The sequence below is a fragment of the Pseudovibrio sp. Ad26 genome (assembly GCF_001623285.1).
Lineage (GTDB): Bacteria > Pseudomonadota > Alphaproteobacteria > Rhizobiales > Stappiaceae > Pseudovibrio > Pseudovibrio ascidiaceicola.
Genome location: NZ_LMCE01000088.1, coordinates 185,860 through 212,522, shown reverse-complemented (window position 1 = coordinate 212,522; position 26,663 = coordinate 185,860). Strand labels below are relative to the sequence as shown.

The 26,663-nt window shown below is 52.0% G+C and carries 29 protein-coding genes, 3 tRNA genes and 1 riboswitch; of the genes, 13 read left to right on the top strand and 19 right to left on the bottom strand.

Going from position 1 to position 26,663, the window contains the following annotated elements; all coding sequences use genetic code 11:
- Window positions 1–528 precede the first annotated feature (528 nt).
- The 3 genes from PsAD26_RS18140 to PsAD26_RS18130 form a co-directional block, all read right to left on the bottom strand.
- Window positions 529–603 (bottom strand) — tRNA-Asn (locus PsAD26_RS18140).
- 39 nt (window positions 604–642) lie between these two features.
- A tRNA-Asn gene (locus tag PsAD26_RS18135) sits at window positions 643–717 on the bottom strand.
- A gap of 39 nt (window positions 718–756) precedes the next feature.
- Window positions 757–831 (bottom strand) — tRNA-Asn (locus PsAD26_RS18130).
- Between the two features lie 260 nt (window positions 832–1,091).
- Window positions 1,092–1,301: riboswitch (cobalamin riboswitch) on the top strand.
- Window positions 1,302–1,436: 135 nt separating this feature from the next.
- On the opposite strand from PsAD26_RS18130, the gene cobU reads away from it, so the two are divergent.
- Genes cobU through PsAD26_RS18105 form a run of 5 tightly spaced genes read left to right on the top strand, consistent with a single transcriptional unit; the run spans window position 1,437 to window position 8,987 of the window.
- The gene (cobU, locus tag PsAD26_RS18125) at window positions 1,437–1,997 is read left to right on the top strand and encodes a bifunctional adenosylcobinamide kinase/adenosylcobinamide-phosphate guanylyltransferase (RefSeq protein ID WP_084403748.1); all 561 of its coding nucleotides are present in this window, start codon (window positions 1,437–1,439) and stop codon (window positions 1,995–1,997) included.
- Window positions 1,994–3,109, top strand: a complete 1,116-nt coding sequence (gene cobW, locus PsAD26_RS18120) for a cobalamin biosynthesis protein CobW (protein WP_063311567.1) — start codon at window positions 1,994–1,996, stop codon at window positions 3,107–3,109. Before cobU ends, cobW begins: the two co-directional genes overlap by 4 nt.
- Window positions 3,109–6,864: a cobaltochelatase subunit CobN gene (cobN, locus tag PsAD26_RS18115; protein WP_063311566.1), complete on the top strand. Its 3,756-nt coding sequence runs from the start codon at window positions 3,109–3,111 to the stop codon at window positions 6,862–6,864. The genes cobW and cobN overlap by 1 nt, the downstream gene beginning before the upstream one ends.
- Window positions 6,865–6,866: 2 nt before the next feature.
- Complete coding sequence (gene cobO / locus PsAD26_RS18110; protein ID WP_063297505.1) at window positions 6,867–7,496, top strand: cob(I)yrinic acid a,c-diamide adenosyltransferase; 630 nt, start codon at window positions 6,867–6,869, stop codon at window positions 7,494–7,496.
- Between the two features lie 42 nt (window positions 7,497–7,538).
- The gene (locus tag PsAD26_RS18105) at window positions 7,539–8,987 is read left to right on the top strand and encodes a cobyric acid synthase (protein WP_063311565.1); all 1,449 of its coding nucleotides are present in this window, start codon (window positions 7,539–7,541) and stop codon (window positions 8,985–8,987) included.
- Here PsAD26_RS18105 and cbiB read toward each other — a convergent pair.
- The 4 genes from cbiB to PsAD26_RS18085 form a co-directional block, all read right to left on the bottom strand.
- A complete protein-coding gene (gene cbiB / locus PsAD26_RS18100; RefSeq protein ID WP_063311564.1) occupies window positions 8,976–9,944 on the bottom strand; it encodes an adenosylcobinamide-phosphate synthase CbiB in 969 nt (322 codons plus the stop codon). The two genes, PsAD26_RS18105 and cbiB, sit on opposite strands and share 12 nt — an antisense overlap.
- Window positions 9,931–10,953, bottom strand: coding sequence for a threonine-phosphate decarboxylase CobD (gene cobD / locus PsAD26_RS18095; RefSeq protein WP_063311563.1), 1,023 nt, complete (start codon window positions 10,951–10,953; stop codon window positions 9,931–9,933). The genes cbiB and cobD overlap by 14 nt, the downstream gene beginning before the upstream one ends.
- Before the next feature lie 85 nt (window positions 10,954–11,038).
- Window positions 11,039–12,208, bottom strand: a complete 1,170-nt coding sequence (locus tag PsAD26_RS18090; RefSeq protein WP_063311562.1) for an alkane 1-monooxygenase — start codon at window positions 12,206–12,208, stop codon at window positions 11,039–11,041.
- Between the two features lie 114 nt (window positions 12,209–12,322).
- Window positions 12,323–13,162, bottom strand: a complete 840-nt coding sequence (locus PsAD26_RS18085; protein WP_063311561.1) for a hypothetical protein — start codon at window positions 13,160–13,162, stop codon at window positions 12,323–12,325.
- An 82-nt stretch (window positions 13,163–13,244) separates the two neighbouring features.
- Between PsAD26_RS18085 and PsAD26_RS18080 the strand changes: the two genes are divergently transcribed.
- Window positions 13,245–14,327: a phytanoyl-CoA dioxygenase family protein gene (locus PsAD26_RS18080; RefSeq protein ID WP_208985749.1), complete on the top strand. Its 1,083-nt coding sequence runs from the start codon at window positions 13,245–13,247 to the stop codon at window positions 14,325–14,327.
- A 194-nt stretch (window positions 14,328–14,521) separates the two neighbouring features.
- Here the strand turns inward: PsAD26_RS18080 and PsAD26_RS18075 are convergent, their stop codons facing one another.
- The 9 genes from PsAD26_RS18075 to PsAD26_RS30015 form a co-directional block, all read right to left on the bottom strand.
- The gene (locus tag PsAD26_RS18075; RefSeq protein WP_193758308.1) at window positions 14,522–15,259 is read right to left on the bottom strand and encodes a tyrosine-type recombinase/integrase; all 738 of its coding nucleotides are present in this window, start codon (window positions 15,257–15,259) and stop codon (window positions 14,522–14,524) included.
- Window positions 15,260–15,624: 365 nt separating this feature from the next.
- The gene (locus PsAD26_RS18070; RefSeq protein ID WP_063289144.1) at window positions 15,625–15,876 is read right to left on the bottom strand and encodes a hypothetical protein; all 252 of its coding nucleotides are present in this window, start codon (window positions 15,874–15,876) and stop codon (window positions 15,625–15,627) included.
- A 17-nt stretch (window positions 15,877–15,893) separates the two neighbouring features.
- Window positions 15,894–16,097, bottom strand: coding sequence for a hypothetical protein (locus PsAD26_RS18065; RefSeq protein WP_063311559.1), 204 nt, complete (start codon window positions 16,095–16,097; stop codon window positions 15,894–15,896).
- A gap of 129 nt (window positions 16,098–16,226) precedes the next feature.
- A complete protein-coding gene (locus tag PsAD26_RS18060; protein WP_063311558.1) occupies window positions 16,227–16,874 on the bottom strand; it encodes a hypothetical protein in 648 nt (215 codons plus the stop codon).
- Between the two features lie 2 nt (window positions 16,875–16,876).
- A complete protein-coding gene (locus tag PsAD26_RS18055) occupies window positions 16,877–17,152 on the bottom strand; it encodes a hypothetical protein (protein WP_063311557.1) in 276 nt (91 codons plus the stop codon).
- Window positions 17,153–17,261: 109 nt separating this feature from the next.
- On the bottom strand, window positions 17,262–18,842 hold the full coding sequence (locus PsAD26_RS18050) for a DNA cytosine methyltransferase (RefSeq protein WP_084403731.1): 1,581 nt from the start codon (window positions 18,840–18,842) through the stop codon (window positions 17,262–17,264).
- 15 nt (window positions 18,843–18,857) lie between these two features.
- Entirely contained in the window at window positions 18,858–19,076 is a 219-nt protein-coding gene (locus PsAD26_RS18045; RefSeq protein ID WP_063311556.1) for a hypothetical protein, read from the bottom strand.
- Window positions 19,077–19,127: 51 nt separating this feature from the next.
- Window positions 19,128–19,421 (bottom strand): hypothetical protein, encoded by a 294-nt coding sequence (locus PsAD26_RS18040; RefSeq protein ID WP_057464812.1) that lies wholly within the window; start codon window positions 19,419–19,421, stop codon window positions 19,128–19,130.
- A gap of 59 nt (window positions 19,422–19,480) precedes the next feature.
- On the bottom strand, window positions 19,481–19,708 hold the full coding sequence (locus PsAD26_RS30015; RefSeq protein ID WP_208981011.1) for a hypothetical protein: 228 nt from the start codon (window positions 19,706–19,708) through the stop codon (window positions 19,481–19,483).
- Between the two features lie 455 nt (window positions 19,709–20,163).
- Between PsAD26_RS30015 and PsAD26_RS18030 the strand changes: the two genes are divergently transcribed.
- Window positions 20,164–20,844: a GNAT family N-acetyltransferase gene (locus PsAD26_RS18030; protein WP_063311555.1), complete on the top strand. Its 681-nt coding sequence runs from the start codon at window positions 20,164–20,166 to the stop codon at window positions 20,842–20,844.
- Window positions 20,845–21,294: 450 nt separating this feature from the next.
- Here the strand turns inward: PsAD26_RS18030 and PsAD26_RS18020 are convergent, their stop codons facing one another.
- Both PsAD26_RS18020 and PsAD26_RS18015 read right to left on the bottom strand, forming a co-directional pair.
- Window positions 21,295–21,549 carry a hypothetical protein gene (locus PsAD26_RS18020; RefSeq protein ID WP_057464815.1) on the bottom strand — a complete coding sequence of 85 codons (255 nt, stop codon included), beginning with the start codon at window positions 21,547–21,549 and terminating at the stop codon, window positions 21,295–21,297.
- Window positions 21,550–21,623: 74 nt separating this feature from the next.
- Window positions 21,624–22,097, bottom strand: coding sequence for a helix-turn-helix transcriptional regulator (locus PsAD26_RS18015; protein WP_063311554.1), 474 nt, complete (start codon window positions 22,095–22,097; stop codon window positions 21,624–21,626).
- 105 nt (window positions 22,098–22,202) lie between these two features.
- On the opposite strand from PsAD26_RS18015, the gene PsAD26_RS18010 reads away from it, so the two are divergent.
- On the top strand, window positions 22,203–22,388 hold the full coding sequence (locus PsAD26_RS18010) for a helix-turn-helix transcriptional regulator (RefSeq protein WP_063305358.1): 186 nt from the start codon (window positions 22,203–22,205) through the stop codon (window positions 22,386–22,388).
- Between the two features lie 249 nt (window positions 22,389–22,637).
- Here the strand turns inward: PsAD26_RS18010 and PsAD26_RS18005 are convergent, their stop codons facing one another.
- Entirely contained in the window at window positions 22,638–22,901 is a 264-nt protein-coding gene (locus PsAD26_RS18005) for a hypothetical protein (RefSeq protein WP_153041531.1), read from the bottom strand.
- A 153-nt stretch (window positions 22,902–23,054) separates the two neighbouring features.
- On the opposite strand from PsAD26_RS18005, the gene PsAD26_RS18000 reads away from it, so the two are divergent.
- The 5 genes from PsAD26_RS18000 (at window position 23,055) to PsAD26_RS30235 (ending at window position 26,557) form a co-directional block, all read left to right on the top strand.
- Window positions 23,055–23,804: a hypothetical protein gene (locus PsAD26_RS18000; protein ID WP_063311552.1), complete on the top strand. Its 750-nt coding sequence runs from the start codon at window positions 23,055–23,057 to the stop codon at window positions 23,802–23,804.
- On the top strand, window positions 23,797–24,105 hold the full coding sequence (locus PsAD26_RS17995; protein WP_153041530.1) for a winged helix-turn-helix domain-containing protein: 309 nt from the start codon (window positions 23,797–23,799) through the stop codon (window positions 24,103–24,105). Before PsAD26_RS18000 ends, PsAD26_RS17995 begins: the two co-directional genes overlap by 8 nt.
- Window positions 24,102–25,412, top strand: a complete 1,311-nt coding sequence (locus PsAD26_RS17990; RefSeq protein ID WP_063311550.1) for a helix-turn-helix domain-containing protein — start codon at window positions 24,102–24,104, stop codon at window positions 25,410–25,412. Before PsAD26_RS17995 ends, PsAD26_RS17990 begins: the two co-directional genes overlap by 4 nt.
- Window positions 25,409–26,011, top strand: a complete 603-nt coding sequence (locus PsAD26_RS17985; protein ID WP_063311549.1) for a transcription termination/antitermination NusG family protein — start codon at window positions 25,409–25,411, stop codon at window positions 26,009–26,011. Before PsAD26_RS17990 ends, PsAD26_RS17985 begins: the two co-directional genes overlap by 4 nt.
- Before the next feature lie 222 nt (window positions 26,012–26,233).
- A complete protein-coding gene (locus PsAD26_RS30235; protein ID WP_084403730.1) occupies window positions 26,234–26,557 on the top strand; it encodes an HNH endonuclease signature motif containing protein in 324 nt (107 codons plus the stop codon).
- The last annotated feature ends 106 nt before the right edge of the window (window positions 26,558–26,663 follow it).

Below are 26,663 nucleotides of genomic sequence, written 5' to 3'. Positions count from 1 at the left end.
TTTCAGGCTATTTAAATGCTATTATGTAAAATTTTCATTGCGTTGATTTGCTATAGGATTTGGATAGAACTGTGATGTAGGTCGCAGTTTGTACATATGGCAAAAAAAACTAGTATTTTTCCGTATGAGCTAAGTTTTTGAAAGAACAGCGCTTCATTTCGGCCAATTTTTTGTGGGTGCCAAGGGCTGTCGGGCGGCATTTGGGCTCGTTGCTGATATGCACAGCTCTCCAGACTTATGAACTCCCTGAAAATTGAAGGAGCCGGTGCTGGATCAGTGGGTCGCCATGTGCAGGATCAGGGTGAGTTTTAGCGCAAAATGGAACGCCTCCGCTTTTGTGCGGAAGAGAGTTCTACCCAAATGGACTTTATGTCTTCGGCCAGCGGCACTTGATAGTGCTGCGCCTTCGCTTCGCGTGAACATGGTTTTCTACCCATCATTTTTCTTGTTTTCTGGATAGACGCGCACGCACGTGTTTTGTGAAGAGAAGAGGTGTTTAAGTAGAAGGGGAGGATAAAGAGAAAAATATGGCTCCCCGGGCCGGATTCGAACCAGCGACCAAGCGGTTAACAGCCGCTTGCTCTACCACTGAGCTACCGGGGATCATACTATGTTGCCATTGGCGGCGATCGATAAAAGAAGTGGCTCCCCGGGCCGGATTCGAACCAGCGACCAAGCGGTTAACAGCCGCTTGCTCTACCACTGAGCTACCGGGGATCACGATGATCTTGCCGTATGGCTGCAAACGAAAAAGAATGGCTCCCCGGGCCGGATTCGAACCAGCGACCAAGCGGTTAACAGCCGCTTGCTCTACCACTGAGCTACCGGGGATCATGACACCCTTGCGAGTTTGCCTCGCCGTTTGCGTGAGGAGGCTTTTACAGAGGCATGTTGTGTTTGCCAAGTCGTTTTTTGCGTATTTTTCGATTTGTGGACAGTTTCTCTATTTTTTTATTGAGATATCCAAGGGGGTTAGCCAGAAATCTCCAAAAACCGCGGATTTTGCGGGTTTGATTTTCTGGTGATGTTGGAATCCTCACAAAGACAATTGACAGGAGAGCTGATTGCGCCGCACATTGAAGGCCAGAACTCCAGTTTCTTTTTGTTCCGGCTCAGGCTTTGGAATGACAAGATTAAACGGGAATGCGGTTCCATATTTTATGGAGACAAGCCGCAGCTGCCCCCGCAACTGTGAGCGGTGAGACCTTAGCGAAAATCCCACTGGCCTTTTAAGGGCTGGGAAGGGGCTATGGTCGGTTGAGCCGCAAGCCAGGAGACCGGCTGGAGATATGATTTGACATAGGACTGCTGTCGGGTGGACGGCGAGAGGTGCTCATGACACATGTTTTTCTGTCTCCGTGCGAGACAGTTGCTCGACTTTCATATTCCCCAGGTGAAGCCCCGGCTTCTATATGCTTGCTGGCCAGCTAACAAAGATGGCTGAACAGAGAGGCGACCTTCGTGTTCGCCATTGCTTGGTTACGGGCGGTGCTCGTTCCGGGAAAAGCGCATATGCGGAAAAGCTGGTCATAAGCAGCGGGCGACGCCCGACTTATATTGCGACAGGCCAGGCCTTTGACGGTGAAATGGAGGAACGCATCGTGCATCATAAGGTGCAGCGTGGCGACCTTTGGGACACTGTTGAGGAGCCGTTGGAGCTTGTGCGCGTGCTGAAAACGCATGCCAGCAGCGATCGTGCGATCCTCGTTGATTGCCTGACACTTTGGCTTTCCAACCTTATGCATGCGGAGCGGGACTGGACCGTGGAGCTGGAGCGGCTTCAGGCAGTTCTTAGCTCTTTGCCATGCCCCGTTGTGTTTGTTGGCAATGAAGTGGGCATGGGCATTGTGCCTGAAAACGCCATGGCCCGCGCCTTTCGAGATGAAGCTGGACGCCTGAACCAGCGTATCGCCGACCTCTGCCATTTTGTGATGTTTGTGGCTGCTGGACAGCCTTTGCAGCTGAAGCCTGCTGTTTTTCCGGAGATTTCCCTATGACTGTTTCTTTTGCTGCGCCTTCTAAAAAAATCCCTGCTGTCATTATCACTGGTTTTCTGGGTGCCGGAAAAACAACGCTGGTGCGTAACCTGCTGATGAAGGCACAGAACAAGCGCATTGCGCTGATCGTCAATGAATTCGGTGAGATGGGCTTTGATGGCTCATTGGTCAATGGCTGTGCTGACCCGGACTGTTCTGCTGATGAAGTGGTGGAGCTGGCCAACGGCTGCATTTGTTGCACAGTAGCTGATGATTTTCTGCCAACCATGGAGATGCTTCTGGAGCGCGAGCAGGTGCCGGATGTTGTTGTGATTGAAACCTCTGGCCTTGCCCTGCCACAGCCGTTGGTGCGTGCGTTCAACTGGCCTTCTGTCAAGCCGCGCGTGACCGTTGACAGTGTGGTGACCGTGGTAGACGCACCGGCTGTTGCTGCTGGCAAAGTGGCCTGCGATGAAGAGGCTGTTGCTGCGCAGCGGGCAGCGGATGATGCGCTGGACCATGAAAGCCCGGTGGAAGAGTTGTTTGCTGATCAGCTGACCTGTGCTGACCTTGTTGTGCTTTCCAAAGCTGATCTTTTGACTGAAGCAGAATTGGCGGCTGTCAAGCAGACGATCCGTGGCCGTGTTCGCGATGGAGTTGAGATTGTTTCTGCCTCTCATGGTGAGCTGGCGCTGGATGTTCTGCTTGGGCGGGATGCTGGTGCAGAAGATGATATGGACTTGCGCCTTTCTCACCATGAAGCACAGCATGCTCACGACCACGACCACGACCACGACCACGACCACGACCACGACCACCATCATCATCACGAACATTCTCATGATGATTTTGAGAGCTTTGTTTTGCCGGTTCGCCGCTTTGCCTCTCTAGAAGAGGTTAAGGCTCAGGTGGAAACGGCCATGAAGGTTTCTGGTGTGCTGCGCATTAAGGGTAGTGTGGTGGTGGATGGCAAAACCGCGCCTGTGCTGGTGCAGGCGGTTGGGCCGCGTGTGGAAGCGTGGTTTGCAGCTGGCAGTGAAAGCCATTCCAAGCTGGTAGTGATTGGCCTTGCGGGGCTGGACAAGCACAGTGTGCAGGCTGCGCTCAGTGAATTTGAACTGGTTAAGCGCTGATGCACGTACTTGTCGGACAGTCACGCCGATTGGATGATGGAGAAGAGGCCGTCGACCTTGAGCAGGCGCCTGCGGATGTTGTGTTTTTAAGCGCGGCAGATACGGAGCTTGCCGGGCTTGCGGCGGCACATGCTCAGCATGAGGGATACTCTCTTCGCCTTGCCAGTTTTCTTGCACTATCACATCCGTATTCTGTTGACCTTTATGTTGAGCAGACCATCCAGGCCTCCAAGCTTGTTGTGGTGCGCCTTTTGGGCGGGGTGGAATATTGGCGTTACGGCGTTGAGCGGCTGGAAGCAGCTGCCCGCGCGTTTGGTGTAAAGCTGGTTCTGCTGCCAGGCGACGACAAATGGGATGAAGAGCTGGCACAGCGTTCCACTGTGCCTGTGTCCGTTGCGCAAATGTTGTGGCGATACCTGATTGAGGGCGGTGCAGAGAACCTCTCAGGCGCCTTGCTTTATGCGGCGCAGATTGCTGAGCTTCCTGCCCAGGCCCCAGCGGAGCCGATGGCGTTGCCGCGGGCCGGTTTGGTGTTGCAGGGCCATGCGCTTCCTACTCTGGAGGACGTGCGGGCCAGTTGGAAAGATCCGAGCCGCCCCGTTGCTGCTGTTGTGTTTTATCGTGCGCTTTACCAGAGCGGCGCAATCGAGCCAGTACAAGCATTATGCCATGAGCTTGAGGCGCAGGGGATAAATCCGCTGGTGCTTTATGTGGCGAGCCTGAAGCAGGCGGAATGCGCTGCCGTTGTTTCCAGTGTGTTTGAGGCATGCCCGCCAGACGTGGTTTTGAACGCCACAGCCTTTGCTTTGTCGACGGCTGGCACTGTTCATTCCAGCACTGTGCTCGACAAGCAAGGTGCATGTGTTCTGCAGATTGTACTGTCGTCCTCCTCGGAAGAAGGCTGGGCAGAGAGTGATCAGGGCTTATCCCCGCGCGATCTTGCCATGCATGTGGTGCTTCCTGAAATTGATGGCCGTCTTTTGACGCGGGCGATCTCGTTTAAGGAAGAGGGGGACCGTGATGTCAGGACACAATGTTCACTTGTTCGGTTTGTACCAAAACGTGACCGTGTTGAGTTTGTAGCAGCGTTGGCGGCCAATTGGGCGCAGCTGAAACACAAAAACGCAAATCAACGCAAAGTCGGCATAATCCTCGCAAACTATCCCAACAAGGATGGGCGTATAGCAAACGGGGTTGGGCTGGATACGCCTGCCTCTTGCACGCATCTTCTTTCTGCTATGAAAACAGCAGGTTATGAGATTGCTGAGAATGCGCCGGAAGCTTCCGAGGCGTTGATAGACGACCTGCTGGCTGGGCCAACCAACGCACTTAGCAACGCAAACCAACGCAAAGGCGGGGCAGTGTTTGCGCTTGCTCGCTATAAGCAGTTGTTTTCTCAGCTTCCTCTCGCTGTGCGCGAGGGGATTGAGGAACGTTGGGGTGCGCCGGAGGAGGATCCGCATATTGTGGATGGCTCTTTCCAGCTGGCGCTGAAGACCTATGGCAATGTCACCGTCGGTATTCAGCCCGCACGCGGCTATAACATTGATCCTAAGGAGACTTATCACGATCCGGCGCTTGTTCCGCCGCATCATTACCTTGCCTGGTACATGTGGTTGCGCGACAGCTTTGAGGCGGACGCACTTATCCACCTTGGCAAACACGGCAATCTGGAATGGCTTCCGGGAAAAGCATTAGCCTTATCAGAGGCTTGCTATCCTGAAGCCGTGATTGGGCCTGTGCCTAATATCTATCCTTTCATCGTCAACGACCCCGGAGAGGGATCGCAGGCGAAACGGCGGTTATCCTCGGTGATCATCGATCATCTTACCCCTCCGCTGGCTCGCGCCGAGAGCCACGGCTCCGCGCTGGAGCTGGAGGCATTGCTGGATGAATATTACATTGCCGCCGGTGTGGATCATCGCCGCCTGAAAGCGCTTGGAAAAGAGATACTTGGCGTTGCTGCACGAGAAGGCATGGACAAGGATATAGGCCTGACATCCGAGATGGATGAGGACACGCGTTTGGCGCGGCTCGATGCGTACTTGTGTGACCTGAAGGAGCTACAAATTCGCGATGGGCTGCACATTCTGGGGCAGTCGCCAACAGGAGAGCAGCGGGCCGAGCTGCTGGTGGCATTGCTGCGCGTGCCTCGTGGCGAAAAGCCATATGAGAACAGTCTGTTACGTGCGCTTTCTGAGGATTTGAATCTGGTTGAGTTTGACCCGCTGGACTGTGCCTTTGAGCAGGCGTGGGTTGGAGAACGGCCTGAGCTTTTGCAGGAGCTTGTTGACGCGCCGTGGCGGAGTTGCGGGGATACGGTTGAGCGGTTGGAAGCGCTCGCGCTGGCGTATGTTTCTGGCGAGCTGACGGTTCCGGCTGTGTTTACAGCGACTTCTGCCGTGTTGGAGGCTCTGGAGCAAGACATCGCGCAGTCAGTGGATGCCTCTGGAGTGGCTGAAGTTGAGGGGGTGTTATCCTCCTTGGCCGGGCAGTTTGTCCCCCCTGGACCATCGGGTGCGCCGTCTCGTGGTCGCCCTGATGTGCTTCCAACCGGGCGTAACTTTTATTCTGTTGACGTTCGTTCCGTTCCTACAAAGGTCGCCTGGAAGCTTGGTGAGAGAAGCGCTAGCGCATTGATTATGCGGCATTTTCAGGAGCACGGTGAGTGGCTGAAAAGCATCGCCATGAGCTGCTGGGGAACCGCAAATATGCGCACCGGCGGGGATGATATCGCTCAAGCGCTGGCGCTGATTGGGGCTCGCCCGGTTTGGGAAGAAGCTTCAGGCCGCGTTACCGGATTTGAGATTGTTCCACTTTCCGAGCTCCAACGCCCCCGCGTTGACGTAACCCTCAGAATTTCCGGCTTTTTTCGCGATGCATTCCCACAACTCATACATCTGTTCGATGCTGCCGTTGCTGCAATCTGCGATCTTGATGAACCGGAGGACGCCAATCCGTTGGCGGCGCGGTACCAAACTGAGCTTGGGGAATTACTGGCCAAGGGTGTTGAAGAAGGACAGGCGCGAAAACGGTCCTCCAGCCGGATTTTCGGCAGTAAACCAGGAGCTTACGGCGCTGGCTTGCAGACTTTGATCGACGAGAAACTGTGGGATAAACGCGCTGACTTTGCGGAGAGTTTTTTAGAATGGGGCGGCTACGCCTATGGTCGCTCGCAAGACGGTGAACAAGCCAAAGACGATCTGGCCACCCGCCTCACACACGCTGATGCAGTGGTTCATAATCAAGACAACAGAGAGCACGATCTCCTTGATTCTGATGACTATTATCAGTTTGAGGGCGGTCTGGCCGCAACTGTTGAAACGCTCAAAGGCGATGCTCCCCACGTCTACCATAACGACCACTCTCGCCCCGAGCGCCCTGTCATTCGCACGCTTTCTGAGGAAATCGGACGGGTTGTCAGGGGAAGAGCTGCCAATCCAAAATGGATCGCAGGTGTTATGCGCCACGGGTATAAAGGTGCTTTTGAGATGGCGGCGACAGTTGACTATCTCTTTGCTTTTGGGGCGACGACCAATGCTGTTTCGCACCATCATTTTGATCAGCTCTATGATGCATATCTTTATGATGATGAGGTGCGGGACTTTATTGCAGAAAAGAATTCTGCGGCGCTTTTGGAAATGACTGAGCGATTTTTAGAGATCATTCAACGAGATATGTGGGTACCGAAACGAAACAGTGCCTATGATGACTTAATGGAGCTGCGACGCGCGCTCATGGATGGAGGGGAATAAGAATGGTAACCAAGGCTGACATGAGTGAAGAAGATCTGGACGCACGCCACGCTGAAAAAATGCGTAAAAAAAAGGCTGCTCGCGATAAGATCATGGCGACTAAGACCATTGAGAAGGGGTTGCTGATTGTCCACACGGGCAAGGGGAAAGGCAAATCCACCGCTGGTTTCGGCATGATCTTCCGCAGTCTTGGTCATGGTCACAAGGTAGCTGTTGTTCAGTTCGTGAAAGGTCGCCTGGAGACCGGCGAACGCATGGCATTGGATCGTTTCTCCGATCTCGTCACCATCAAACGCATGGGCGAAGGCTTTACCTGGGAAACGCAGGATCGCCAGCGGGATATTACTGCTGCGCACGCCGCCTGGGATGCAGCAAAGGAGCTGATCAGCTCTCGCGAACATAAGATGATTTTGCTGGATGAGCTGAACATCGTGCTGCGTTACGAATACATTCCGCTTGAGGATGTCGTATCCTTCCTTCGTGATGAAAAACCCGATGATGTTCATGTGGTTATCACGGGTCGCAATGCAAAAGACGAGCTGATTGAGATTGCGGATCTTGTGACTGAGATGGGCCAGATCAAGCATCCGTTCCGCTCTGGTGTGAAGCCGCAGGAAGGCATTGAGTTTTAAGTTGTGACGTCCTCCGTTTCGCAGAAAAGAAAACCAGCTCTGATGATACAGGGCACAGGTTCCAATGTTGGCAAGAGCGTACTGGTCGCCGGACTGGCACGCGCTTTCACGCGCCGTGGTCTTTCCGTTCAGCCATTCAAGCCGCAGAACATGTCCAACAATGCTGCTGTTACCGCTGATGGTGGCGAGATCGGGCGAGCTCAGGCCTTACAGGCGCGTGGTGCAAAAGTTGCGTTGAGTGTGCATATGAATCCTGTTCTGCTGAAGCCTGAAAGCGATAGCGGATCTCAGGTGATTGTGCAGGGTAAGCGGTTTGGTACGTTGCGCGGGGCGGAGTTTGGTCGGCAAAAAGGCACGCTTATCCAGTATGTTATGGAGAGTTTTGCCGAAATTGAGTCAAGGGCTGATCTGGTTCTCGTTGAGGGAGCTGGCTCGCCGGCTGAGATCAACCTGCGCTCTGGTGACATTGCCAACATGGGTTTTGCCGAGGCTGCGGATGTTCCGGTTGTGCTGTGTGGTGATATCGATCGCGGCGGCGTCATTGCCTCGCTGGTTGGTACGCATGCTGTACTGGAGATTGGTGAAGTAAACCGCATAAAGTCGTTTTTGATCAATAAGTTTAGGGGCGAACCCTCACTGTTTGATAGAGGTGTAACGGCTATTGAAGAAAAGACCGGATGGCCGTGTAACGGTGTGGTGCCGTGGTTTGCGCAGGTGATGGACCTGCCTGCAGAAGACGCGCTGGACCTTTCTGAGAGCACCTGTCGCGGTAAGTTGAAGGTTGTGGTTCCCGTCATCAGCCGAATTGCGAATTTTGACGATCTGGACCCACTGCGCATGGAAGCTGAAGTTTCGTTGGAGTTTGTGCTCCCGGGGGAGGTGCTGCCAGCTGATGCGGATGTGATTTTGCTCCCGGGTACCAAGTCCACTATCGGGGACCTTGCCTTCTTCCGCGCTCAAGGGTGGGATATTGATCTTTACGGTCATGTCCGCCGCGGTGGGCAAGTGCTCGGCATTTGTGGTGGCTACCAGATGCTTGGCAAGGTGATTGCTGATCCTGAAGGCATTGAAGGTGAGGCTGGTACCGTTGAAGGGCTTGGCTTGCTGGACGTTGAAACAGTTCTGACAGCTCATAAGGAAACCACTGAGAAGACCGGGTTGCATGTCCCGAGTGGTGAGAGTGTCACAGGTTATGAGATCCATGTGGGGCGGACGTCTGGTCCGGATTGTGAGCGGCCATTTGTTGATCTAAGGGACCACGTGGATGGTGCAACCTCGAAAAATGGCCAGATTTCCGGATGTTACATGCACGGTATCTTTGGCTCAGATGCGTTTCGTGCGGCATTCCTAAAAGGGTTTGGAGCTGTTTCTCAATTGGGATATGAGCATCGCGTGGAACGGGCGCTGGATGCGCTGGCGGATCATCTGGAGCAGCATCTGGATTTGGACGCGCTTTGGGAAATTGCCCGGTCGCGGACGTTAGATAACTAAAACTGCTGCGATCAGGAGTGCTAGGAGCGCGCTGGAAATTGCCATCAGTTTCAGTGCACCGTCAATGTCGTCTGCATCAGCGATTTTGCGGCCTTCTGCGTTCATAAAGGGATCTTCAACACGGTACTCAGCGTACTGGCGTGGGCCTGCAAGGGCTACTCCGAGTGCACCTGCCATGGCAGCTTCGGGCCAGCCTGCATTGGGGGAGCGGTGGTTTTTTGCTTCCCTAAGGATGGTGCTGAATGCTGTTTTATAGGCTCTGCCAGAAATGAGTGCGGCAAGTACGATCAATAGACCGGACAAGCGAGAGGCTGGTAAATTGATCAGGTCGTCAAATCGTGCGGAGGCCCAACCAAAGTCTTCATAGGCTTCGTTTTTGTGACCAATCATGCTGTCAGCGGTGTTAACGGCTTTGTAGATGAACAGCCCGGGCAGGCCCAATATGGCAAACCAGAAGATGGGTGCAACTACACCGTCTGAGAAATTCTCTGAGCACGATTCAATGGCTGCTCTACTGACGCCTGCTTCATCCAAATACTCCGGATTGCGGCCAACGATCATGGAGACTTGCTTGCGGGCCTCAGTAAGGCCGGAGTTTCTCAGGGCATCGCGTACTCTCGCGACATGCTGGTAGAGGCTTTTTTGTGCGATCAAGGTCATGCCGATCAGCGCAACCAGAATGCTACCAAATGGCAGGAAATCGAGCAGATACTGGAGTGCCAGTCCAGCAAAGCCAGCGCTGCTGATCAATAAGACAAGCGTCAGAATGCCATTGGTTTTGCGGGCTGAACGTTGGTGTTCGGGTTTGTTGTAGTTGTGATCCATGTAGGAGATCAGCTTGCCAATCAAAGTGACTGGATGCGGCAGTCTGGACCACAGCCAGTTTGGGTCGCCAATGATGGCATCCAGAAGAATGGCAAGTAGTACGACCCAGAGTGTGTTTTCAAAGAGCAGCATGATTTTCAACCGATCGCACTACACTTTCGAAAGTTTGCGTGAACCGCTTTCGGGCGGCTTGAGATGCCGGTAATCCAAGGCGTAACCAACTTTCGCTGTAATCGAACACACGTGTCCAGATTTTCTCTTTCGCCAGCGCTGTATGGAGCTGGTGAGCAGAAGGGTGGTCAATCAACAGATAGAGATTGGTGTGGCCTATGACTGATATACCTCGCTCCTGAAATGTAGCCCTGAAGATGTCCATCTCCGTCTTCAAAAACGCCCGCATTTCGTCTTGCCAGTTCATATCCGACAGAGCGGCGCAACCAATATCCAGTGCGGGGCCGGAGACCGCCCAGCTGCCCAACTGGTTCTGTAGTTTCGTTGTGATCGCTTTGGGACCAACAAGGAAGCCGAGGCGTAAGCCTGCAAGGCCGTAGAACTTGCCAAAGCTGCGCAAAACCAGAATTGGAAAGTCGGCAAGATCTGGGATGATTGAGGCTTCTGGATATAAATCCATGTAAGCTTCGTCGATGATCAGGTAGCCGCCGCTTTCTTTTTTCTTTGCGGCTAGCTCCAGCAGTTCTGTTTCTGAGAAGAGATGGCCATCCGGGTTGTTTGGGTTCACGAGTAAGAGGTGATCTGTCGTGGCGGTAAAGGCTTCTTGAGCGGAAACGCATTGGACGGCCGCACCTGCGGTTCTCCAGCTTTCTTCGTGGGAAGCATAAGTTGGGCTGACGATTGCGATTGAAGAGCTAGCGCCCAATAAATACGGTAGTGCGGTGATGATTGCCTGAGTACCGGGTGTTGCGGTGATGCCTGAGTGCGGCTCGACTTGATAGGCCTTTCGCGCAGCTGTAATCAGCGCGGTCTCTGCTCTTTCGCTTGGCAGCTCGGCTAGTCCGCGGAATGTGATATGTTCTGCGGCCGGGTAGGCCACAGGGTTGATGCCGGTGGAAAGGTCCATCCAGTCACAGACTTCGCCGCCAAATTCAGCGATTGCCTTTGAAAGATCGCCACCATGTTGCATTGGTCTAACCCCGCTTCAAAACTTGATCCTGTTTTAGCGGGGCGGCCCTGTGATTACCATGTAATGCAGTGGTATTCTGTGTGTTTCAACAGATGTTCGGGGCAGTATATGCGACCGGTTCATACCCTTTGACGCGATTGACCTTGTCAATGTCTCCGCCAGCCCATTCCAGCACTTTAGGGTCCATTGTTTTGAACCACAGTGACGGGATAGCCGCCAGAGCGAAACAGCCGGGATATCCGCTCGGAAGGCAGGGTAAGTCTGGGAAGTTTCGCAGGGTTTGATAAGGGCGCAGAGGATTGGCATGATGGTCTGAATGGCGCTGCAGGTGGAACGTGCTCAGGTTTGAGAAGATGTGATTGGTGTTCCATGAATGGCGCGGCTGACAGCGCTCGTATTTACCATTCTTGTCCTTCTGGCGCAGCAGGCCATAATGCTCCACATAGTTTGCCTGCGTCAGGCCATACCATGCGACTACGCTTTGAATAGCCAGCAACAACAGAACCTTCCAGCCGAACAGAGCAGTGCAAATGGCAAATACAATCAATGTGATGGCATAGCCTTGTAAAATATCGTTCTTTACCGAGAAGGTGCTGAGGCCTTTCTTGTGCAGGCGCTCCTTTTCGTTCTGCCAGCCTCTGATGAATGCGCCGGGGATTTCGCGCCAAGCGAAGGCGTAGATGCTTTCTCCCATGCGGGAGCTGGCTGGATCGTCTGGTGTTGCCACATGCACGTGATGACCGCGATTGTGCTCAATGCAAAAGTGACCGTAGCCGACAACTGCGAGCGCAAATTTAGCCAACAGCTGATCTGTCTTGTTGGTTTTGTGGCCGAGTTCATGGGCAAGCATGATGGTGCCAGAGCCGAACAGACCCTTGCCAAAGGCAAACAAAGCAATCAGCCAGAGAGGCAGGTCATAGGTGCCAACAAGCCAGACACCGGCAAAGAGGTTGATCCAGGCATATGGTACGAGCCAGCGCACGAGCCGACTGTAATAGGGATCTTCTGCCATTTGAACCAGCACATCATCGGGCGGATTATACGGGTCTTCGCCAATCAGAGCGTCCAGGCCGGGAATGACGATGAAGAAGTAAACGAGGGGAATGAACAGAGTTGCTGTGACGTGCGTGTAGGCATAAAGCGCGACTGTGATGAGTGTGACGCTGCTGCTGGCATAAGCAATCAGCCAGTAATATCGCTTTGCGTCCCTGAACGTTTTGAAGGTGCCCGTCTCATCTTGCGTTTTGACAACCATCGCTCCCTCCCAGATGCTTGGTTTACCTAAGGGTAATCTAACAGCTATTTACGTCAAGTGAAACTCTGTTGTTTCGGGGTGTTTGTTCTGCATGCAACAACAAAGGGCAGCTCATTAGGCGGGTTCTTTTTCGGTTTCCGGTGCGAGGATGCCTTCCATCGGTAAGGTCTTAACCCATGTTTTGTAACGTTTTTCCAGCTCGTCGTAGTTCTCTTCGCACCCAGTTCTGAAATCGGGGAAACTGGGACCGCGTGTCCATACGCCTCGTTCTGATCCCTTCAGCATCCAGCCGTTGCCGGAATGGAGGAAAAGCGTTGTGCTGAGGTTGAGGGCCTTGAACAGTTTGCGCGTAACCACGCCATGCTTTTGCAGTAGAATGTCAAGCTTGATGGCTTTAATTTTCCACGGTGTCAGCTTGATGGGAGAGGGCTTGCCGGCTTCAACAACTGGAATGATTTCAGGAAGTTCCAACCGTTTGATGGGATAAAACTCTTTAAAATTTCCTGCTGGAGACGCACGATCTGGATTGGGGAGTTTGGGCCGGTACCAGCTGACCGTGCTTGGGCTTTTGGAGGATTCGCTCTCAACCTCGATGATCTGTAGAGACAGGATGTTGCAAACCGGTTGAAAATCGAGATTGGAGCCCTTTGGGATCAGGATTGCTCGGCAATCTGGTCCCGGTTTGTCACTCTGATAGGCGGTTTCTGCTGATTGAGAGATGACTTTTGCATTGAGGCGCAACTTGGCCTCGATGCCAACCTGAAAGCCATCTTTTGTTCTGACAAGCAGAATATCCCAGTTGCCCCACTCAGGATAAGCGACCCACTCTTTTGGAAGCTTATTGATGAAATGAGTGCACATGTGGCTTTCGGAGGCAAACTCTGCTTTCCGGCGTCTCTTTTTACGGCGTGCAGGAGGTGAGCGTTTGGTTGGTTGATCAAGTGTATCGCTCATGGAAAGTTGCCCTTTAAATCCTCAGTGCTGCAATAGCCTGCCCAATGAGTTTAATTGGCAAATGACTACAGGAATACGTAGAGTGTCTGTTACTGCACAGGTTCTGGCAGATTTTGCCAGAAGAGTAGGGGCTGGTGTGTTGCGAATTTTAAAAAGCCCTATCTGGGCTATTGATGCCTTGATGGGGCAAAAGTCATTTAAGAAGAATCCGATTATTGGAAGTCGTTGGTTAAATGAGCGTGGGTTTTATCTGAAGCGTGTGGCGTGGGCCGAGAAAATGGCTGATCTGCGTCGTCGTCAGATGGTTCACTTTCTGCCAAATGAAGATAAAGCGTTTTTTCATCACAATGGATATGTGGTGAAAGAGAATTTTCTCTCCAAGGACGTTTTTGCGCAAATTCAGGGTGAGATTGCAACGAAATCGTTTGCAGCAAGCGAAATGCGGCAAGGGAAAACGGTGACACGTTTCATCGGTTTGCCACCTTCAGTGCTGAAAGACTTGCCCGGCCTGAGCAGGGCAGTGCATGATCCGTTTTTGCAAAATGCCATGCGCTATGTGGGGTCATATAATGCGGATCCCATTATGTTTTTGCATGCTGTTTTGTGGGATTTAGACAAGAAGAAGAAAGACCCGCAGACTGATTTTCACATTGATACGTTCCATGCCACATCTAAAGCCTGGCTGTTTTTGCGCGATGTAGATGTTGCCGATGGGCCTTTTCATTATGTGCCGGGGTCTCATCGTTATACACCGGAACGGACTGCCTGGGAGTTTGAGCAGAGTTTGAATGCAGTTCAACATTCCGATGGTATGCATGCAGCGGGCTCATTTCGTGCAAGCGAGGATGATATCTTAAAGTTGGGGTATGGTGAGCCTATCAGTTTTGATGTGCCTGCAAACTCACTGGTGATTGCTGATACGCATGGGTTCCATCGCCGCGGGATTGCAACGCGCCCGGGTGTTCGTATTGGTCTGTTCGCAGATTTGCGCCGTTCGCCGTACTTTCCATGGTCTGGGTTAGATCTGCGCTCGTTGCCGGGCGTGAAGGGGCGGCAGTCAGAGATTCATACTGGCTATCTGAATTTAAGGAGCAAGCTGACAGGTAAACCGAGCCATCATCGGGAGGTTGGCCGCGTAAAAGTAGACGCGCCTCCGGTGTTGTAAAACATGAGACATGACTGATCGCAAGACGCAATTTTTCTGCGCCAGAGATGGGCAATAGCTAATAATATCAATGGGGGAGAAGAAAAATGGAGGCCTCTGCCGAAGCGGGTTATATTTGAATAATCATATTGTTAGGTGGTAGGTGAGGGAAAGGCTAAGGACTAAAAAACAAAGACTTAGCAAATTGGTTTCCCTCACTTTTTTAGCAGTTTTGAAGAGCCTGTTTGGCTCAGTCTTTTTGCGTTTGCTTTTCGCGTATAGATTTCGGCGGTGCTTAGTTTTTCCCAGCCGAACATGCTCAGTAGTTCATGAGCAGTTGCGCCTTGTTCAGCAGCCAGAACGGCATCAGCTTTTCTGATTCCGTGAGCTGAACAATGAGGAAGATTAGCTTGATTGCACCAAGTGCTGAAGCGGTTGCCAAGACTTTTTATGGAGTACTGTTTTCCCCACTGTGTCTGGACAAACGTTGCCTGTTCATCGAGGTCTTTGATAGCCAATGCTAGTGGTGGGAGTACCGGCATATCAATCACCTTCGAAGTGTTGCTCTCATTTTTTTTGGTTGCAATCTTAAAGTGAAGTAAGCCTGTTTCGCGATCAGTGTAGAGATGTTTTGGTCCAAGCCGAGAAACGTCGGATATGCGCAAGCCGGTGTAGCGTAAAACTGTGAAGCACAGGTGGGCTTTTGAACCTGGGTTATGGTGAGCAGCAAACTGGTCCATCTCATCTTGTGTCCAAGTATGGTGGCCGGTCGTGTTTGACTTGAACTTCTTGACCCCATGGACGGGGTTGGTTTCTGCAAGTTCAGCTTCTCCGCAAGCCCACTCGAAAAGGGCTGATAAAGCTTTCACACGGTGGTTTGCTGCTTCAGGAGTACCGGCTTTTTGATCGCGCAGTTTAGTGACGTGTGCTTTGGTTAGTCCGCGATAGTCCATATCTCGCAAAGCAGACGCAGAGGCGCTCAAGCACGTTTCGTCGCCAATAGCGGTGAGCACTCGGCGTTTTTGGTCTACTGTTGACTTTGCAAAGGTGGGTCCTACTCGACTGAGATACTCCTCTGCCAGCCAGCCGAATGTTCCTTTTACCTTTCGAATAGTCTTCTTCGGCTTATCTTTTGTCAGGGGTGCAGGCTTTGTTAACCCAAGCTGAGCGCGGGCGATCTCATCAAGAAAAGCTTGTGTTCCGGGCTCTTCTCTAAGGCGGATTCTGCGTGACTGTCGGTCTTTGCGAAAGTACCTGCGAATTTTTCCGTGTCGATCTCGTTCGGTATGAACGCCTTTGAACTTTGTTGTGCTCATGGTTACACGAAGTCGCTTGGTAGGTTGCTGTTTGTTGTTGCCGATTGGTTGGAATGCGGGAGCTCATCGAAAGCTCTGTCCAGCTCTCGGATATCCCAGACTTTTCTGGTGTTCATCATTTTAGGATCAGGCATCAAACGTTTTGCAACCAGCTCATCGAAAAGACTTGCGCTTATGCCAATGTACTTGGCGGCATCCACTCTACCTAAACCGCGAGGCGGGAAGTTCAACGGATTGGTTTTGCCATCTAACATTTATCACCTCATTGGTTTCAGGTTGAGATTGCGATGAATAGTTTCTCAAGCAGGTCGGATGTGCGGTCGCGTAGGGCTTCTGGCACATGCTCGTTGACTTGCTCGGCAAGCTCAGAGGGAGCGTTAACAGCAACGGCGGTGAGTAGCTCTGCTAAGGCTTCCGGTTTGGTTGTCAGCATGATTCCGATGTGGATCGGGTTGACTTCTGTTTCCAATCTCATTGCTGTGCCTCTTTGAGCTTAGGTTGCGACCAGTGTTGAGAAGGGTGGGTAGCGGCTCAGGTGCGCCTTTCCTGAGCCGCTCATGCCGAGGCGACGCTTTCGCGCTTGGGAGGAGTAACCTCGGCAATGCTAATGGGCGTGGGTGACGTGCTGGAATGTTGCCAGCTTGCCCTCCTCTTCAGTGAGGAGGTTGCTGGCGGGTGTCTGGGGGAGCCAGCCTTTGTTGTTGCAATGGTCGCAATTTGTGCGAGGGAGCGTGCAGGTGCAGTAATCCTCTACGCAGTCGCAACGGTTTGCATCGTTGCCAGAGCAGGAGGGGCACGGGGTTTTGTCGGCTGTGCCGGTTTGGGCTTCCAGCATGTTCGCCACCATCTCAAAGACCTCGCTGCAGACTGCCTCCAGGTCGATAAGTTTCAAGACGTGGTCGCGGTGGAACTTGTTGCAGGCTGCTTCTGCTTCTTCGAATGTGCTGTGTGGTTTGTTGTCTGAAGAATAGATGCCGTTGGCGCGCTGGAAGTATGCAAGCCAATCGGTTTTCCCGTTATACCAGTCCCTGCGCACGATCATGTAGAGCATAAGAGGTGGCTTTGAGTAGAACTCGGAGGTCTTAAAGTAAGGATCTTGAGACGGGCGAGACTGCCGTTCTGACCAGCGAAGAGGGTAGATAAACTCCTCAATGATCCGCTTGAATGCAGGCATAGAGTAGCCAGCGGTTCTGGCTGTTTCTTTGATGGTCTCGACTGCTGACGCCGTGGCTTTAGGTGCTAAGACTGGCATGGTTAGCTCCGTGTTTCTTCGTCGCGTTCTTGGTAGGCGAGAATGATCTTCGCAGCGTGCCAAGAGAGGTCCATTTGATTGCTCAGGGTGAGTTCGTCGAAAGGCACTTGGTTGTTCGTAGACTGAGTTTCCCAAAAAGCTTTCGAAGCAGTCTTCAGGGCAGACGGATTGAGGTCTTCAATTGGGAGAGAGCCGGTTCCGTTGCAGCGTTCGCACTCGCTTAATGCAAGGTGGAAATAGTCATCGCGTCCGGTTCCAACGCAGCTAGGGCACTTCATTGCTCGTTCTCCTGCTCTAGGGCTGTTCCATAGCGAGCCGGCTCCATTCCGAACCAGTAGAGCTGCCACATGCGGAGGGTGTTTACAGTGAAGATGAGGGGAAGGAAGGTCATGCTGCTTCCTCCATTGCCATGAGTTCGGGAACGTTGGCTTCAACAATCAGCTTCGCTAGGGGCGGGCAAACGCTGTTGCCGCATTTCTTGATCTGCTCTTTCTTTGAGAACGGTCTGCCATTGTGGTTAAAATTGATGGTGTAATCGGAGGGGAAACCTTGCGCCAGATACAGCTCTGAAGGCTCTAGCATACGCATGCCGATATCGGTGATGGTGTAGGGCTCGCCGCCAATATTCACAGTGATAAGGCCAAAGCGGTCCTTAGTTGTTGCTGCTCCAAGTGGTGCGTTTGCTGAGTAGCCAATGCTCTCGCCGTAGTAGGCGGTGAGAAATGCGCGAACCTCTGCGATATGGTTTCCACTTGCTGTTACTGCAGGCATTGGCTGATTAACGTCGTGGCCGTGTTTGCAGGTGCCGCGAAAGCTGGTGAGGTGGCTGGTAACGAGGCTATAACGCCGCTCAGAAGTGAGGGTATGTATGGGCTCGCTAGGTAGATGGCCCCTGATCTCGTTTTCCTTCTTTTGCCCGTAGTACTTGTGTAGAAACGCTGCTACCAAGGCTGATTTACCACCACCTTTGGCGGTTATTGTGCCGATTGGGTCAGTAATTGAAGCGCATCTGGAGTTGCCAAACTGGCGATCAATGCAAGGCACAACCAAAGCTCGGCATCCGCCACTTTCTGTTTTGATAGCTGTCAGCGGGCGAGTGAGTGGTTCGAAGTAGCCGCCATGGCTCATGTTCAAGATGAACGGTTGCTGAGCCTCAATCACGAACTTCTTGATGCCAGCGGCGATGCGTTTGCAGGTGTTCTCGACAAGAGGCTTCTTGCGTTCGAAGATTGACCGGCAAGGAATTGACCAATCAATGCACTCAGCTGCGGTATGCCAAGGGAGTAAGCAAGAACCTTCGAAGCCCTTAGAACTTGGGTCTCCGTGTGTGATCGATGGCCAGATGATTTTTCTTCCATCCCTGCGCAGAACGATGAAGAGGCGTTTTCGGATTGTTGGGACGCCATAATCTGAGGCTTTGAGTTTGCGAAACTCGATCTTGTAACCAAGCTTGCGCAGCGCGGTGCACCACTGATTGAAGGTTTCGCCAGCACGTTCCTTGATAACCTCGCCTTTTTCATCGAGTGGCCCCCAGTCTAAGAACTCGACCACATTTTCAAGTGCGATTACGCGTGGTCGGTTTCTGCCTAGGTTTTGGCAAAACTTGACCACTGCCCATGCAAGCATGCGTACCTGGGGAGAGAGGATCTTCTTTCCGCTTGCTCTGGAGAAGTGGCGGCAGTCTGGTGATGCCCAAAGGAAGCCGACGGGACGTCCGTTTGTGTAGGCTGGCAGGTCAACCTCGAAAACACTTTGAGGCAGATGGATGGTGTCCGGGTGGTTCTGCTCATGCATGGCTAGGGCTTTGTCGCAATGGTTGATTGCGATATCTGGTGACCTGCCGATTGCCATCTCAATGCCTGTTGAGGCACCACCACCACCTGCGAAGGCGTCAATGATGAGTTCGTGATGCGGGCGTGTAATCGGGAGAGCGAAAAGCTCGCTCTGAAGTGTCGCTTTACGTTTCATAGGCGCATGAACCTTCTAGCGTTCGTTTAGGACGTCAAAAGAGGAAAGCTGGGTGCTGATGAACTCAGAGGAGATGCTCTGTTTTGCCTCGATTACTGTTTCATCAAGGGCGGGGGCGAGGAGCAGCAGCACTATGGCGAAGGCCACCAGAACGGATAGCTTCGCGGCCTCGTTCACGTGGAACAGGATCTCGCGGCAGAGATTACTAGATACGACTTTCTCAATGCTATTCATGGGACTGTTCCTCGTGATTGAGGGGAGCGAAGAGGTGAGGTATTGGAGGCCCTAAAGAGTGCCTGCTGGAGTTGCGGTTTCCATTTGCTGAAGCATCTTCACCAGCGCGATATCGGCGTTGGTGAGTGTTTCGTGCATGGCGAGGATGCGAGCGCTGATCGCGCGGCGATCCTGCGGGGTCTCTTTGACCATGAAGCTCAAGTCAGAGAGGAACGTGCAGAGGTCTCTATGAGCGTCCTTCGTCTGGGTGAGCGCTTCTTCACCCACTTGCTGTACGGTTTTGGAGGGTGCTTGAGCTGGGCTCTGTTTAGTCGCAGGGAATTGAATGATTGTGGCGCTATGCATCGAAATACTCCCTTTTGGAGATAGAGAGACAGAGCAGGGCCCTCTCTCTCTATTTTGTGTTAGGCGGTGGTGTCTTCATCTTCCTTTGAGAGTGTCTCGGCGAACTGGTTCACCAAGATCTCTTCTGCAACGTTTGAGACGATTGCCTTCCCTGCACGCAAAGCGAGAGTTGCTTTATCTGTGTCAGACACCGCGGCGCTTTTGATCTGGCTGGTCAGGTTGTCAATTCCAGGTTGTAGATCGTCGCGTGTGTCCCGCACCTTTTTGTCATCAATCTGAGATGTCATCTCGTTCACCCTCTGCGATAAATAAATCTGAAACTGCTGCTACTGCTTGCTGAGGTTGGTTGTTGCTATCGATGTAGAGAACGACCACAGCACTAAGGGCTGCATCTCGTTGCACAATACCGATGTTGCATCGGCCTAAGTCTTCAGGCGGGCTCCTTCGAAAACGGACTAATGAGCCAGCTGGAAGTCGAGACAGTTTTCTTCGATGTTCACGAAGAAGCTTAATTGCTTCAAATTCGGTCATGATATTCAAATCCACACAGTCAGTGTAAAAAATATGCTCTGAGTATACGCCGTTGTCAATGCGTATGGCATAAATATTATGCTCTGCGTCCGAAAAATGAATTTAGGACACGAGTCAAACTATGTTGATTGTTAGATTTAAGGGGTAATTTCGTTAGGTTTTATGTGGATATCTGCATCCAATTGCTCTTTGGGTATTTGGAGGTACCAATATGGTGGCGCGTTTAGTGCTCTATCAGGCAGCTGCTAAGCTGATTTCTGAGTTTGAGAAAAACGGCTTTGAGATTGTTCAGGGGGAATCGTTTGCCGCTGCTGAAGAAGCTTTGCCCGAGGCTAAGGGCGGGCTTACACCGCATTTTGCATATTCTCTCAACGCACAGAGTAAAGAGAATGTTGCATGGCTAGGCCTGAGGTTAGTTGGTGAGAAGCATTTATGTGGGTTTGCGGCAATTAGGCTAGAGCCGCTGCAAGGGTTGGCGTTGTCGGAATTCTTGGCCACTTATTGGCGATTGCGATATGTTGATGTTGATGGCAATCCTGTACAGGTGACGAATGTTCAGCCTGAGATCGCGAAGCGTATTTCGGGGCAGGTTGGATACCTGGGCGATCTTTGGATAAGGCCAGATCTCAGGAAGCGGGGGTACGCGCGCAGATTGATGGAGTTCGCGCAGATTATGGCTTTTGATCTTTGGCGACTTGATTGGATTTATTGCTGGATGCGTCCCACTGATTTCTTGAATGGAAATGGAGCGCGCTGGGGATGGTTGGTGGGTCAGTCAGATGGCATTCGCTTTGAGGTGCCGTCTCGAGACTTTCCAAAGGGGCTGGCGTTTTGTGCAAACCCTTCATACGCTCTGAATCAGTTGATTAGTGATATAGCGCGAGATGATTGATCAGGTAGCTCTTTCGTGAAAACTACAAGTTGCGAAATTCCTGCTCGTGAATGTACGGGCAGGATTAGTCTGCAATACTCGCGATAGTTATTGTCGGAAAGGTTTGCGCCGATCAGGTCAAAAATTGGCTTGTTTGACTGGTGCGCATTCCAATAACTGCTCGCCACCAATTGTCGATATGTCAGTGACATCGCCTTTCTGGCTCTGGTTGGGTGTTGAGCCCAGTCCGCCCCGAACACGTGACGTGCGAAGCTGTCGTTGCCTATCATTAGAATGTCAGGGCTGTCACTGGGGGTGGCAGGTGGCGCCATGAGTAGTACTTTGCGTGCGTAATCGATGAACTCGGGTGAGAGGTGCCCATTGGATTTATTCCAGATGTGCAAAAGCTGTGCACCCGTTGTGCTCAACTCTTCGAGTATGAGTGCAGTAGCGGGGCGCCTCTTGGTGTACTCAAGCAACTTCCTGCTCCTGTTTCTGTTGTGTGTACGCCAGAACCAGCGCGGGGCGAAAGGCGTTGATTACTTCTTTTTGCTGCTTTTCGCTTAGTAAATCGATGTAGGGGCAATCGTAAAGATTAACACACATCATCTTAAGTGGTGTGATTAGGTCGTACTTTTCGGCGGTCTTAATAAGGTCCAAAACTTCCTCTTTGTGTGAGAAGGTTGGACGATGCCAGATCAGTGATAGTGCGCTTTCGTTGTCCATATGGTCTCTCTTTAGGTACTTATGGTTAGAGCGCGTAGCGAAACTTTAGGACAGTATCCTTCAGTTAAAAAATATCACTTATCAGTCTTTTTCTTCTTTGCAGCGTTATAAATATTTTCAACTATAATAGATAAATCTCTAATGCTACCCCTGCCATCAAGAATTTGCTCTTCAAGTCTTATTCCTTCTTCAAAAGACTTTAAGAATAACTCTAAGTCAAGCTTATCCGTTTGCGGTCTATCAGAATTGTTCGCCATTTCACCCAGCAGGCTGTGTGTTAGGTCATCAGCGTCTGGTTTTGTATCATCGGGTGATCGGCCTTCTCCATACAAAAGGAACTGGGGAGATGTTTTGAAGCGGCGGGCATAGTGAGCAGCCTCTTCATGACCGAATGCCCTAGAGCCGTTCTCGTGGCTTGAGTAGGTGCTAACGTTGACGCCAAGAGACTTGGCGGCTGCTGTAGCTGTTTTAAAGCCTGCATTGAAGCGGGCTGTTCTAAGTCTTTCGTGTGGTTCCATAGCTCCACAGTGCCAATCGGCTTTATGCATTGGGTGTTGACTTTGGACTATGCATCTGGCATTGAAAATACACGTGTCGAGTAAATATTATACCCACGGGATTTTATAGCGATGCTAGAGCCTACCGAAATTCGAATGAAAGCTAAGCTTACTCAGTTGGAGATGGCGCGTGCGCTTGGATGCTCTCAAAGTTGCATCTCTCGTGTTGAGCGGGATGGTTTTTCAGAGAAAACAGCCGTTCTTGAAAGATCTTACCAGCTTTTCATGCTGGAGCAACAGCAAGTCACTGAAGATGAAAACCTTCCTACTGCCAAGAGGTGATTGGTAAAAGTTGGCTGTATTGAGAGATGGTTCCCTCAATGCAGCCAATCTCGTCACGCAGCGCATTGTTTGGGGGAGGTGGTGTAGTGTTCAAATCTGATAAACGTCGTGTAACTTTTGCACATTATGTTGCGAGAGGTTGCTGCATGACCTTTCCTCATAATCTGTTGGCAGAGCAAAACCCAGTCAACAAATCAAAATTGACTAAGCTAGTTCTTCTTCTAGGCGAGGTTTGCAACCACTTTGCTTCTAGCGGAGGTATCGAATCTGACGGAGGTATTGATAGCAAACTTCTTCCACGACTTCGCAGTCATCGTCGTTGGTGCGATCGCCATATTTCAAGTTTCTGGCATAATGTTCAAATTGTCCTACAGCAGATTTTCTTTGCTCAGGTGTTAGGCTTTCAAGCACTTTGCACAGTAAGACAAATAGAACTTCATTATGTGCTCTCTGTTCTAAATTCTCTTCTGGATGTACTTCAATTACGGCTTCTTCGAATACTTCATCACTCATGCTGGCTGTTCCTTTCCTCGGGTTGCCAGTGTGCGCAGAGAGCTTTGCTATGTTGGCGCATCCGGCAAGGCTCTCTGCATCTTTACGCGATGCCGATTGCAACACGCATTCACCTGAACGTCGATCTACGGAATTCCTCGGGAGGGTTGCTGCATGAGCTCTCCTAAGAACTCACGAGCGGTTATGGCGTCTCGAGTGGAGCCTGAGAAGTTTGGTGACTATTTCCCTACGCCACCATGGGCAACGCGTGCTCTGTGCGAATTGCTTTTGCACCTCAAGCGAGTGGGAGAGGCGGGTTGGGAGCCGTTGAAGGTTTGGGAATGTGCTTGCGGTGGTGGGCATATGGCGATCCCGCTCCGAGAATACTTTGATCTGGTTTGGGCGTCCGATCTGTTCAATCGCGGGTTTGGCGATGCACATGGGGAGTTTTGGGACTTCCTGACAGTGCTCCCTGAGTGGCAATTCCCTACCGGAACCTTTGATTGGATTGTCACCAATCCGCCCTTTGGCATGTTGGCTCAGCAGTTCGTGGAACGTGCATTAGCCCATAAGCCCAAGCGAGGCGTTGCTGTGCTTGTTCCATTGAGGTGGCTGGAGACAATCGAGCGTGTTGCAACACTGTTTCTTGCTCATCCACCTGCAATCGTGGCGGTTTTTGCTGAAAGGGTGCCGATCCATAAGGGGCGATATGATCCCAAAGGGTCCACTGCAACGGCGTATTGCTGGATCATTTTTCGGACAGACCAAGAGGCAAGCTCTACCCAGCTCATCTGGGTGCCTCCCGGCTCCAAAGGGCAATTTTCAAAGCTAAATGACCTAGAACTGGCTACTGGCCCTGAACTTCAGGATCAACCTGGCCCTTTGTTTTCTCTCCCTGAAACAATGGAGGCTTGCAGTGCGTGAATTTCGAAACATTGAAGAGTGGCGGCGCGAGTTTTCGCAATACCACATGGAATCCGGCACCTGCTTAGTACTGCATACACTGAGCTTGTTTGTCGGTGGCGTTGGTGAGGTTTTTACGGTGCCCGTTAGCGATCTGGCAGAGCGGGCCAACTTGAGCAAACCGGTGGTGACCAAGCACCTCAAGAGGGCACAACAGGCTGGCTGGGTCGGTGTGCGGCGCTACGATGCTGCGGGTGCAAAGCTCAGGCGAAATGACTACATGCTCACATCTCCTGAAATGGAAGTGGAGGGCTGGACATGAGCGGAGACCGAAAGGCATGGAATTGGCGGCAAGCCTTCTGCCAGTCTGAACTTCCGGCGACCACAAAGCATGTGCTGCAAACCTTGAGCATGTTTATGAACACGATGGGGGAGAGCTGCTATCCGTCAATTGAAGATTTGATGGAGTATAGCGGGCTGAGCAAGCGGGCAGTTCTCAACCATATCGAGACGGCTCGTGCAGCTGGTTGGATCAAGGTCAGCCAACATGGTTTCAGAGGGCAAAGATGGAAGCGCCATGAGTACGTGGCGCGGTGGCCTGAGCGTGATTTAGTTGCGCCCAGCTTATCTGAGCGGATGGTCAAAACTACCGAGTTTGAGGAGGAAGGCGGTGCACCAGATGCACCAGCTCACTCAAAAAAGGTGGTGCACGAGGTGCATGAAGGTGGTGCACGTGATGCACCTAAGGCGGTGCACGACGTGCACCAAGATAAGAACAGTCCATTTAACAATCCAATACCAGTCCAGAAGAGAGAGGGCGCGTGTAAGAGCGAGAATGTCAAAAATGACAATAAGGGCAAAGTCACTCGTGAAACATGGGTTCGAAGGCTGAAAAAGGTTCATGCTGGCTGGTCGACAGGGGCAGGCGACAGTGCGGAAGCTGCTGAGCGGCTGTGGTTTGGACTGACTGAGGAGGACCGCAATCAAGCTGCAAAGCTGGCGAAATCTTACGAGAAACACATCAGGGATTTAGGTCGCACCAAGATTTGCTCTCTGCTGACTTATCTCAAGGAAAAGCGATGGGAGCTGCTGCCCAAAGGCTCTGGAAATGAGGGCGGTGAGGTGCAGATAGCCAAGCCCTATGGCAAGCTTTGGGGAGCTTATCGGTTTTCCGAACTGCTCAAGCCTCCCCTTGCGCCTGAGCACTTTCCGAAACCACCTTCGATAATCCAAGGGCGACTAACGGCTGGGGGAGATATCGAGAAGCAAGAGAAGCTGGACCGATTGTCGAAATACGGTTGGGACTCGGTTGTTCTCATGCATCAAGCTGCCGAACGGAAGCGAAGTGGCGGAACTGTCCCGAATGAGCTGTCTTCGTTGGGTGATGAGTTTGAAGTTGTGAAGGTTGGTAGCGAGATCTGGCAGGCTTGGAAGCGGCTTCACCAGGAGCGTGGTTGGCCTAGGTTTGCTCCTGATCATGCGCTGCCAGAGTGGGTCTGGATGCCGAGGCTTGTTGGTGATGAACACGAGACTTTGCTTGAGGCTGTAACTGCAGCTCTTGAGAACTTTGAAGCAGCGCACAATCAAATCACAAACACCACAACGGCTACTCAGGAGGCTGCTGAATGACGATGACTGCTCCCAACGAGGAAAGACGAGCGCTTGAGCGCAACTATCAGTTCATGCGTTCGCTCATCAAAGGCAGCTCTCTTGAGTGGGTTGTGGTTCGCACCAATCCGAACTGTGAGGATCGAGCTTTCGAAGGGATCAATGCGGTTGGCCTGACTGCCTATCTACCAATGATGGCCGAGTGCCGGAGGTCGAAGACAAGGAAAAAGCAGTTCGCTGTGAGCTGCTTGATGTTCCCTCGTTATCTGTTTGTAGGTTTGGATGTGAATGCAGGCCACACCTGCGATTTAGTCCGAAAATGTGATGGTGTGGAAAAAATTCTTTCGGCAACTTTAGAGGGCGCTCCTCATCGTGTGCCGATGCGCGAGATGCTTCGAATAGTCGACACGGCATGTGAAGCTGAGGTTGGGCGAAAACTAGTTAAGGGTCAGCTCTTTAGTATTGGTGATAAGGTCATGCTTGTGGCTGGCGTTGGTGCTCAGTTGATAGGCGAGGTTCGCAGCTTCAGGCAAGGCGGTGAGTTGGTTCGAGTGGAGCTTGAGGCATTCGGTCGGGTGATGAATGCAACGGTACCAGTTGACAAAGTGTCGTTAGGGTAATCATGATACGCGTCAGGATGATCACGTGAATCTCTTGGGGCCTGAGCGGCTAGAACCCGCTACACCAAACAGAAGCGACCCAGACACGAGACCCAGTCAACATAAGACGCTGAGAAGCGGAGTTGGCGCGAAGAGTTTCTATGGAATTTCGACACGCATGCAGAGTGCGTCAAACTGGTTCGCTGAGAGGCGGGCCTTTTTTCTGTTTGAAGGCTGCTTCCTTTGCCACTCAAATCCATCACACCACGCTTGAACACATTGGGCTCAAGGCTGCGCAAAGCGCCTAAGGCGGTCGATCCGTTCTACCTCACGGCTGAATGGAAGGCTCTCGCCAAGTACATCAAGCAGCTGCGCGGCTATGTCTGCGAGATGTGCGGCAAGGACTTCTCGAAGCGGCAACACAAGCTCATCGCTGACCACATCGTCGAGCGCAAGGATGGCGGCGCTGACCTCGATCCGGGCAACATCCAGTGCCTTTGCACCTGGTGCCACAATCGGAAGACTGCACAGGCGCGGCGGATGCGTTTCCAAATCATTGATTTATAAGGTGAAATTCAGTTTGAATGAGTTGCTCGGGAGCTGTTGAGCGCCTCTGAGGCGGCTGTGAAGGCTTTAGCGGCTGGACTTTCAAGCTATTGATTTTAAAGGGAAA

What these genes read in the sequence shown, in the direction of transcription:
- cobU (WP_084403748.1), top strand. Translation starts at nt 1,437, where the DNA reads ATGGCTGAACAGAGAGGCGACCTTCGTGTTCGCCATTGCTTGGTTACG.
- cobW (WP_063311567.1), top strand. Translation starts at nt 1,994, where the DNA reads ATGACTGTTTCTTTTGCTGCGCCTTCTAAAAAAATCCCTGCTGTCATT.
- cobN (WP_063311566.1), top strand. Translation starts at nt 3,109, where the DNA reads ATGCACGTACTTGTCGGACAGTCACGCCGATTGGATGATGGAGAAGAG.
- cobO (WP_063297505.1), top strand. Translation starts at nt 6,867, where the DNA reads ATGGTAACCAAGGCTGACATGAGTGAAGAAGATCTGGACGCACGCCAC.
- PsAD26_RS18105 (WP_063311565.1), top strand. Translation starts at nt 7,539, where the DNA reads ATGATACAGGGCACAGGTTCCAATGTTGGCAAGAGCGTACTGGTCGCC.
- cbiB (WP_063311564.1), bottom strand. Translation starts at nt 9,944, where the DNA reads ATGCTGCTCTTTGAAAACACACTCTGGGTCGTACTACTTGCCATTCTT.
- cobD (WP_063311563.1), bottom strand. Translation starts at nt 10,953, where the DNA reads ATGCAACATGGTGGCGATCTTTCAAAGGCAATCGCTGAATTTGGCGGC.
- PsAD26_RS18090 (WP_063311562.1), bottom strand. Translation starts at nt 12,208, where the DNA reads ATGGTTGTCAAAACGCAAGATGAGACGGGCACCTTCAAAACGTTCAGG.
- PsAD26_RS18085 (WP_063311561.1), bottom strand. Translation starts at nt 13,162, where the DNA reads ATGAGCGATACACTTGATCAACCAACCAAACGCTCACCTCCTGCACGC.
- PsAD26_RS18075 (WP_193758308.1), bottom strand. Translation starts at nt 15,259, where the DNA reads ATGGACTATCGCGGACTAACCAAAGCACACGTCACTAAACTGCGCGAT.
- PsAD26_RS18070 (WP_063289144.1), bottom strand. Translation starts at nt 15,876, where the DNA reads ATGTTAGATGGCAAAACCAATCCGTTGAACTTCCCGCCTCGCGGTTTA.
- PsAD26_RS18065 (WP_063311559.1), bottom strand. Translation starts at nt 16,097, where the DNA reads ATGAGATTGGAAACAGAAGTCAACCCGATCCACATCGGAATCATGCTG.
- PsAD26_RS18060 (WP_063311558.1), bottom strand. Translation starts at nt 16,874, where the DNA reads ATGCCAGTCTTAGCACCTAAAGCCACGGCGTCAGCAGTCGAGACCATC.
- PsAD26_RS18055 (WP_063311557.1), bottom strand. Translation starts at nt 17,152, where the DNA reads ATGAAGTGCCCTAGCTGCGTTGGAACCGGACGCGATGACTATTTCCAC.
- PsAD26_RS18050 (WP_084403731.1), bottom strand. Translation starts at nt 18,842, where the DNA reads ATGAAACGTAAAGCGACACTTCAGAGCGAGCTTTTCGCTCTCCCGATT.
- PsAD26_RS18045 (WP_063311556.1), bottom strand. Translation starts at nt 19,076, where the DNA reads ATGAATAGCATTGAGAAAGTCGTATCTAGTAATCTCTGCCGCGAGATC.
- PsAD26_RS18040 (WP_057464812.1), bottom strand. Translation starts at nt 19,421, where the DNA reads ATGCATAGCGCCACAATCATTCAATTCCCTGCGACTAAACAGAGCCCA.
- PsAD26_RS30015 (WP_208981011.1), bottom strand. Translation starts at nt 19,708, where the DNA reads ATGACATCTCAGATTGATGACAAAAAGGTGCGGGACACACGCGACGAT.
- PsAD26_RS18030 (WP_063311555.1), top strand. Translation starts at nt 20,164, where the DNA reads ATGGTGGCGCGTTTAGTGCTCTATCAGGCAGCTGCTAAGCTGATTTCT.
- PsAD26_RS18020 (WP_057464815.1), bottom strand. Translation starts at nt 21,549, where the DNA reads ATGGACAACGAAAGCGCACTATCACTGATCTGGCATCGTCCAACCTTC.
- PsAD26_RS18015 (WP_063311554.1), bottom strand. Translation starts at nt 22,097, where the DNA reads ATGCATAAAGCCGATTGGCACTGTGGAGCTATGGAACCACACGAAAGA.
- PsAD26_RS18010 (WP_063305358.1), top strand. Translation starts at nt 22,203, where the DNA reads ATGAAAGCTAAGCTTACTCAGTTGGAGATGGCGCGTGCGCTTGGATGC.
- PsAD26_RS18005 (WP_153041531.1), bottom strand. Translation starts at nt 22,901, where the DNA reads ATGAGTGATGAAGTATTCGAAGAAGCCGTAATTGAAGTACATCCAGAA.
- PsAD26_RS18000 (WP_063311552.1), top strand. Translation starts at nt 23,055, where the DNA reads ATGAGCTCTCCTAAGAACTCACGAGCGGTTATGGCGTCTCGAGTGGAG.
- PsAD26_RS17990 (WP_063311550.1), top strand. Translation starts at nt 24,102, where the DNA reads ATGAGCGGAGACCGAAAGGCATGGAATTGGCGGCAAGCCTTCTGCCAG.
- PsAD26_RS17985 (WP_063311549.1), top strand. Translation starts at nt 25,409, where the DNA reads ATGACGATGACTGCTCCCAACGAGGAAAGACGAGCGCTTGAGCGCAAC.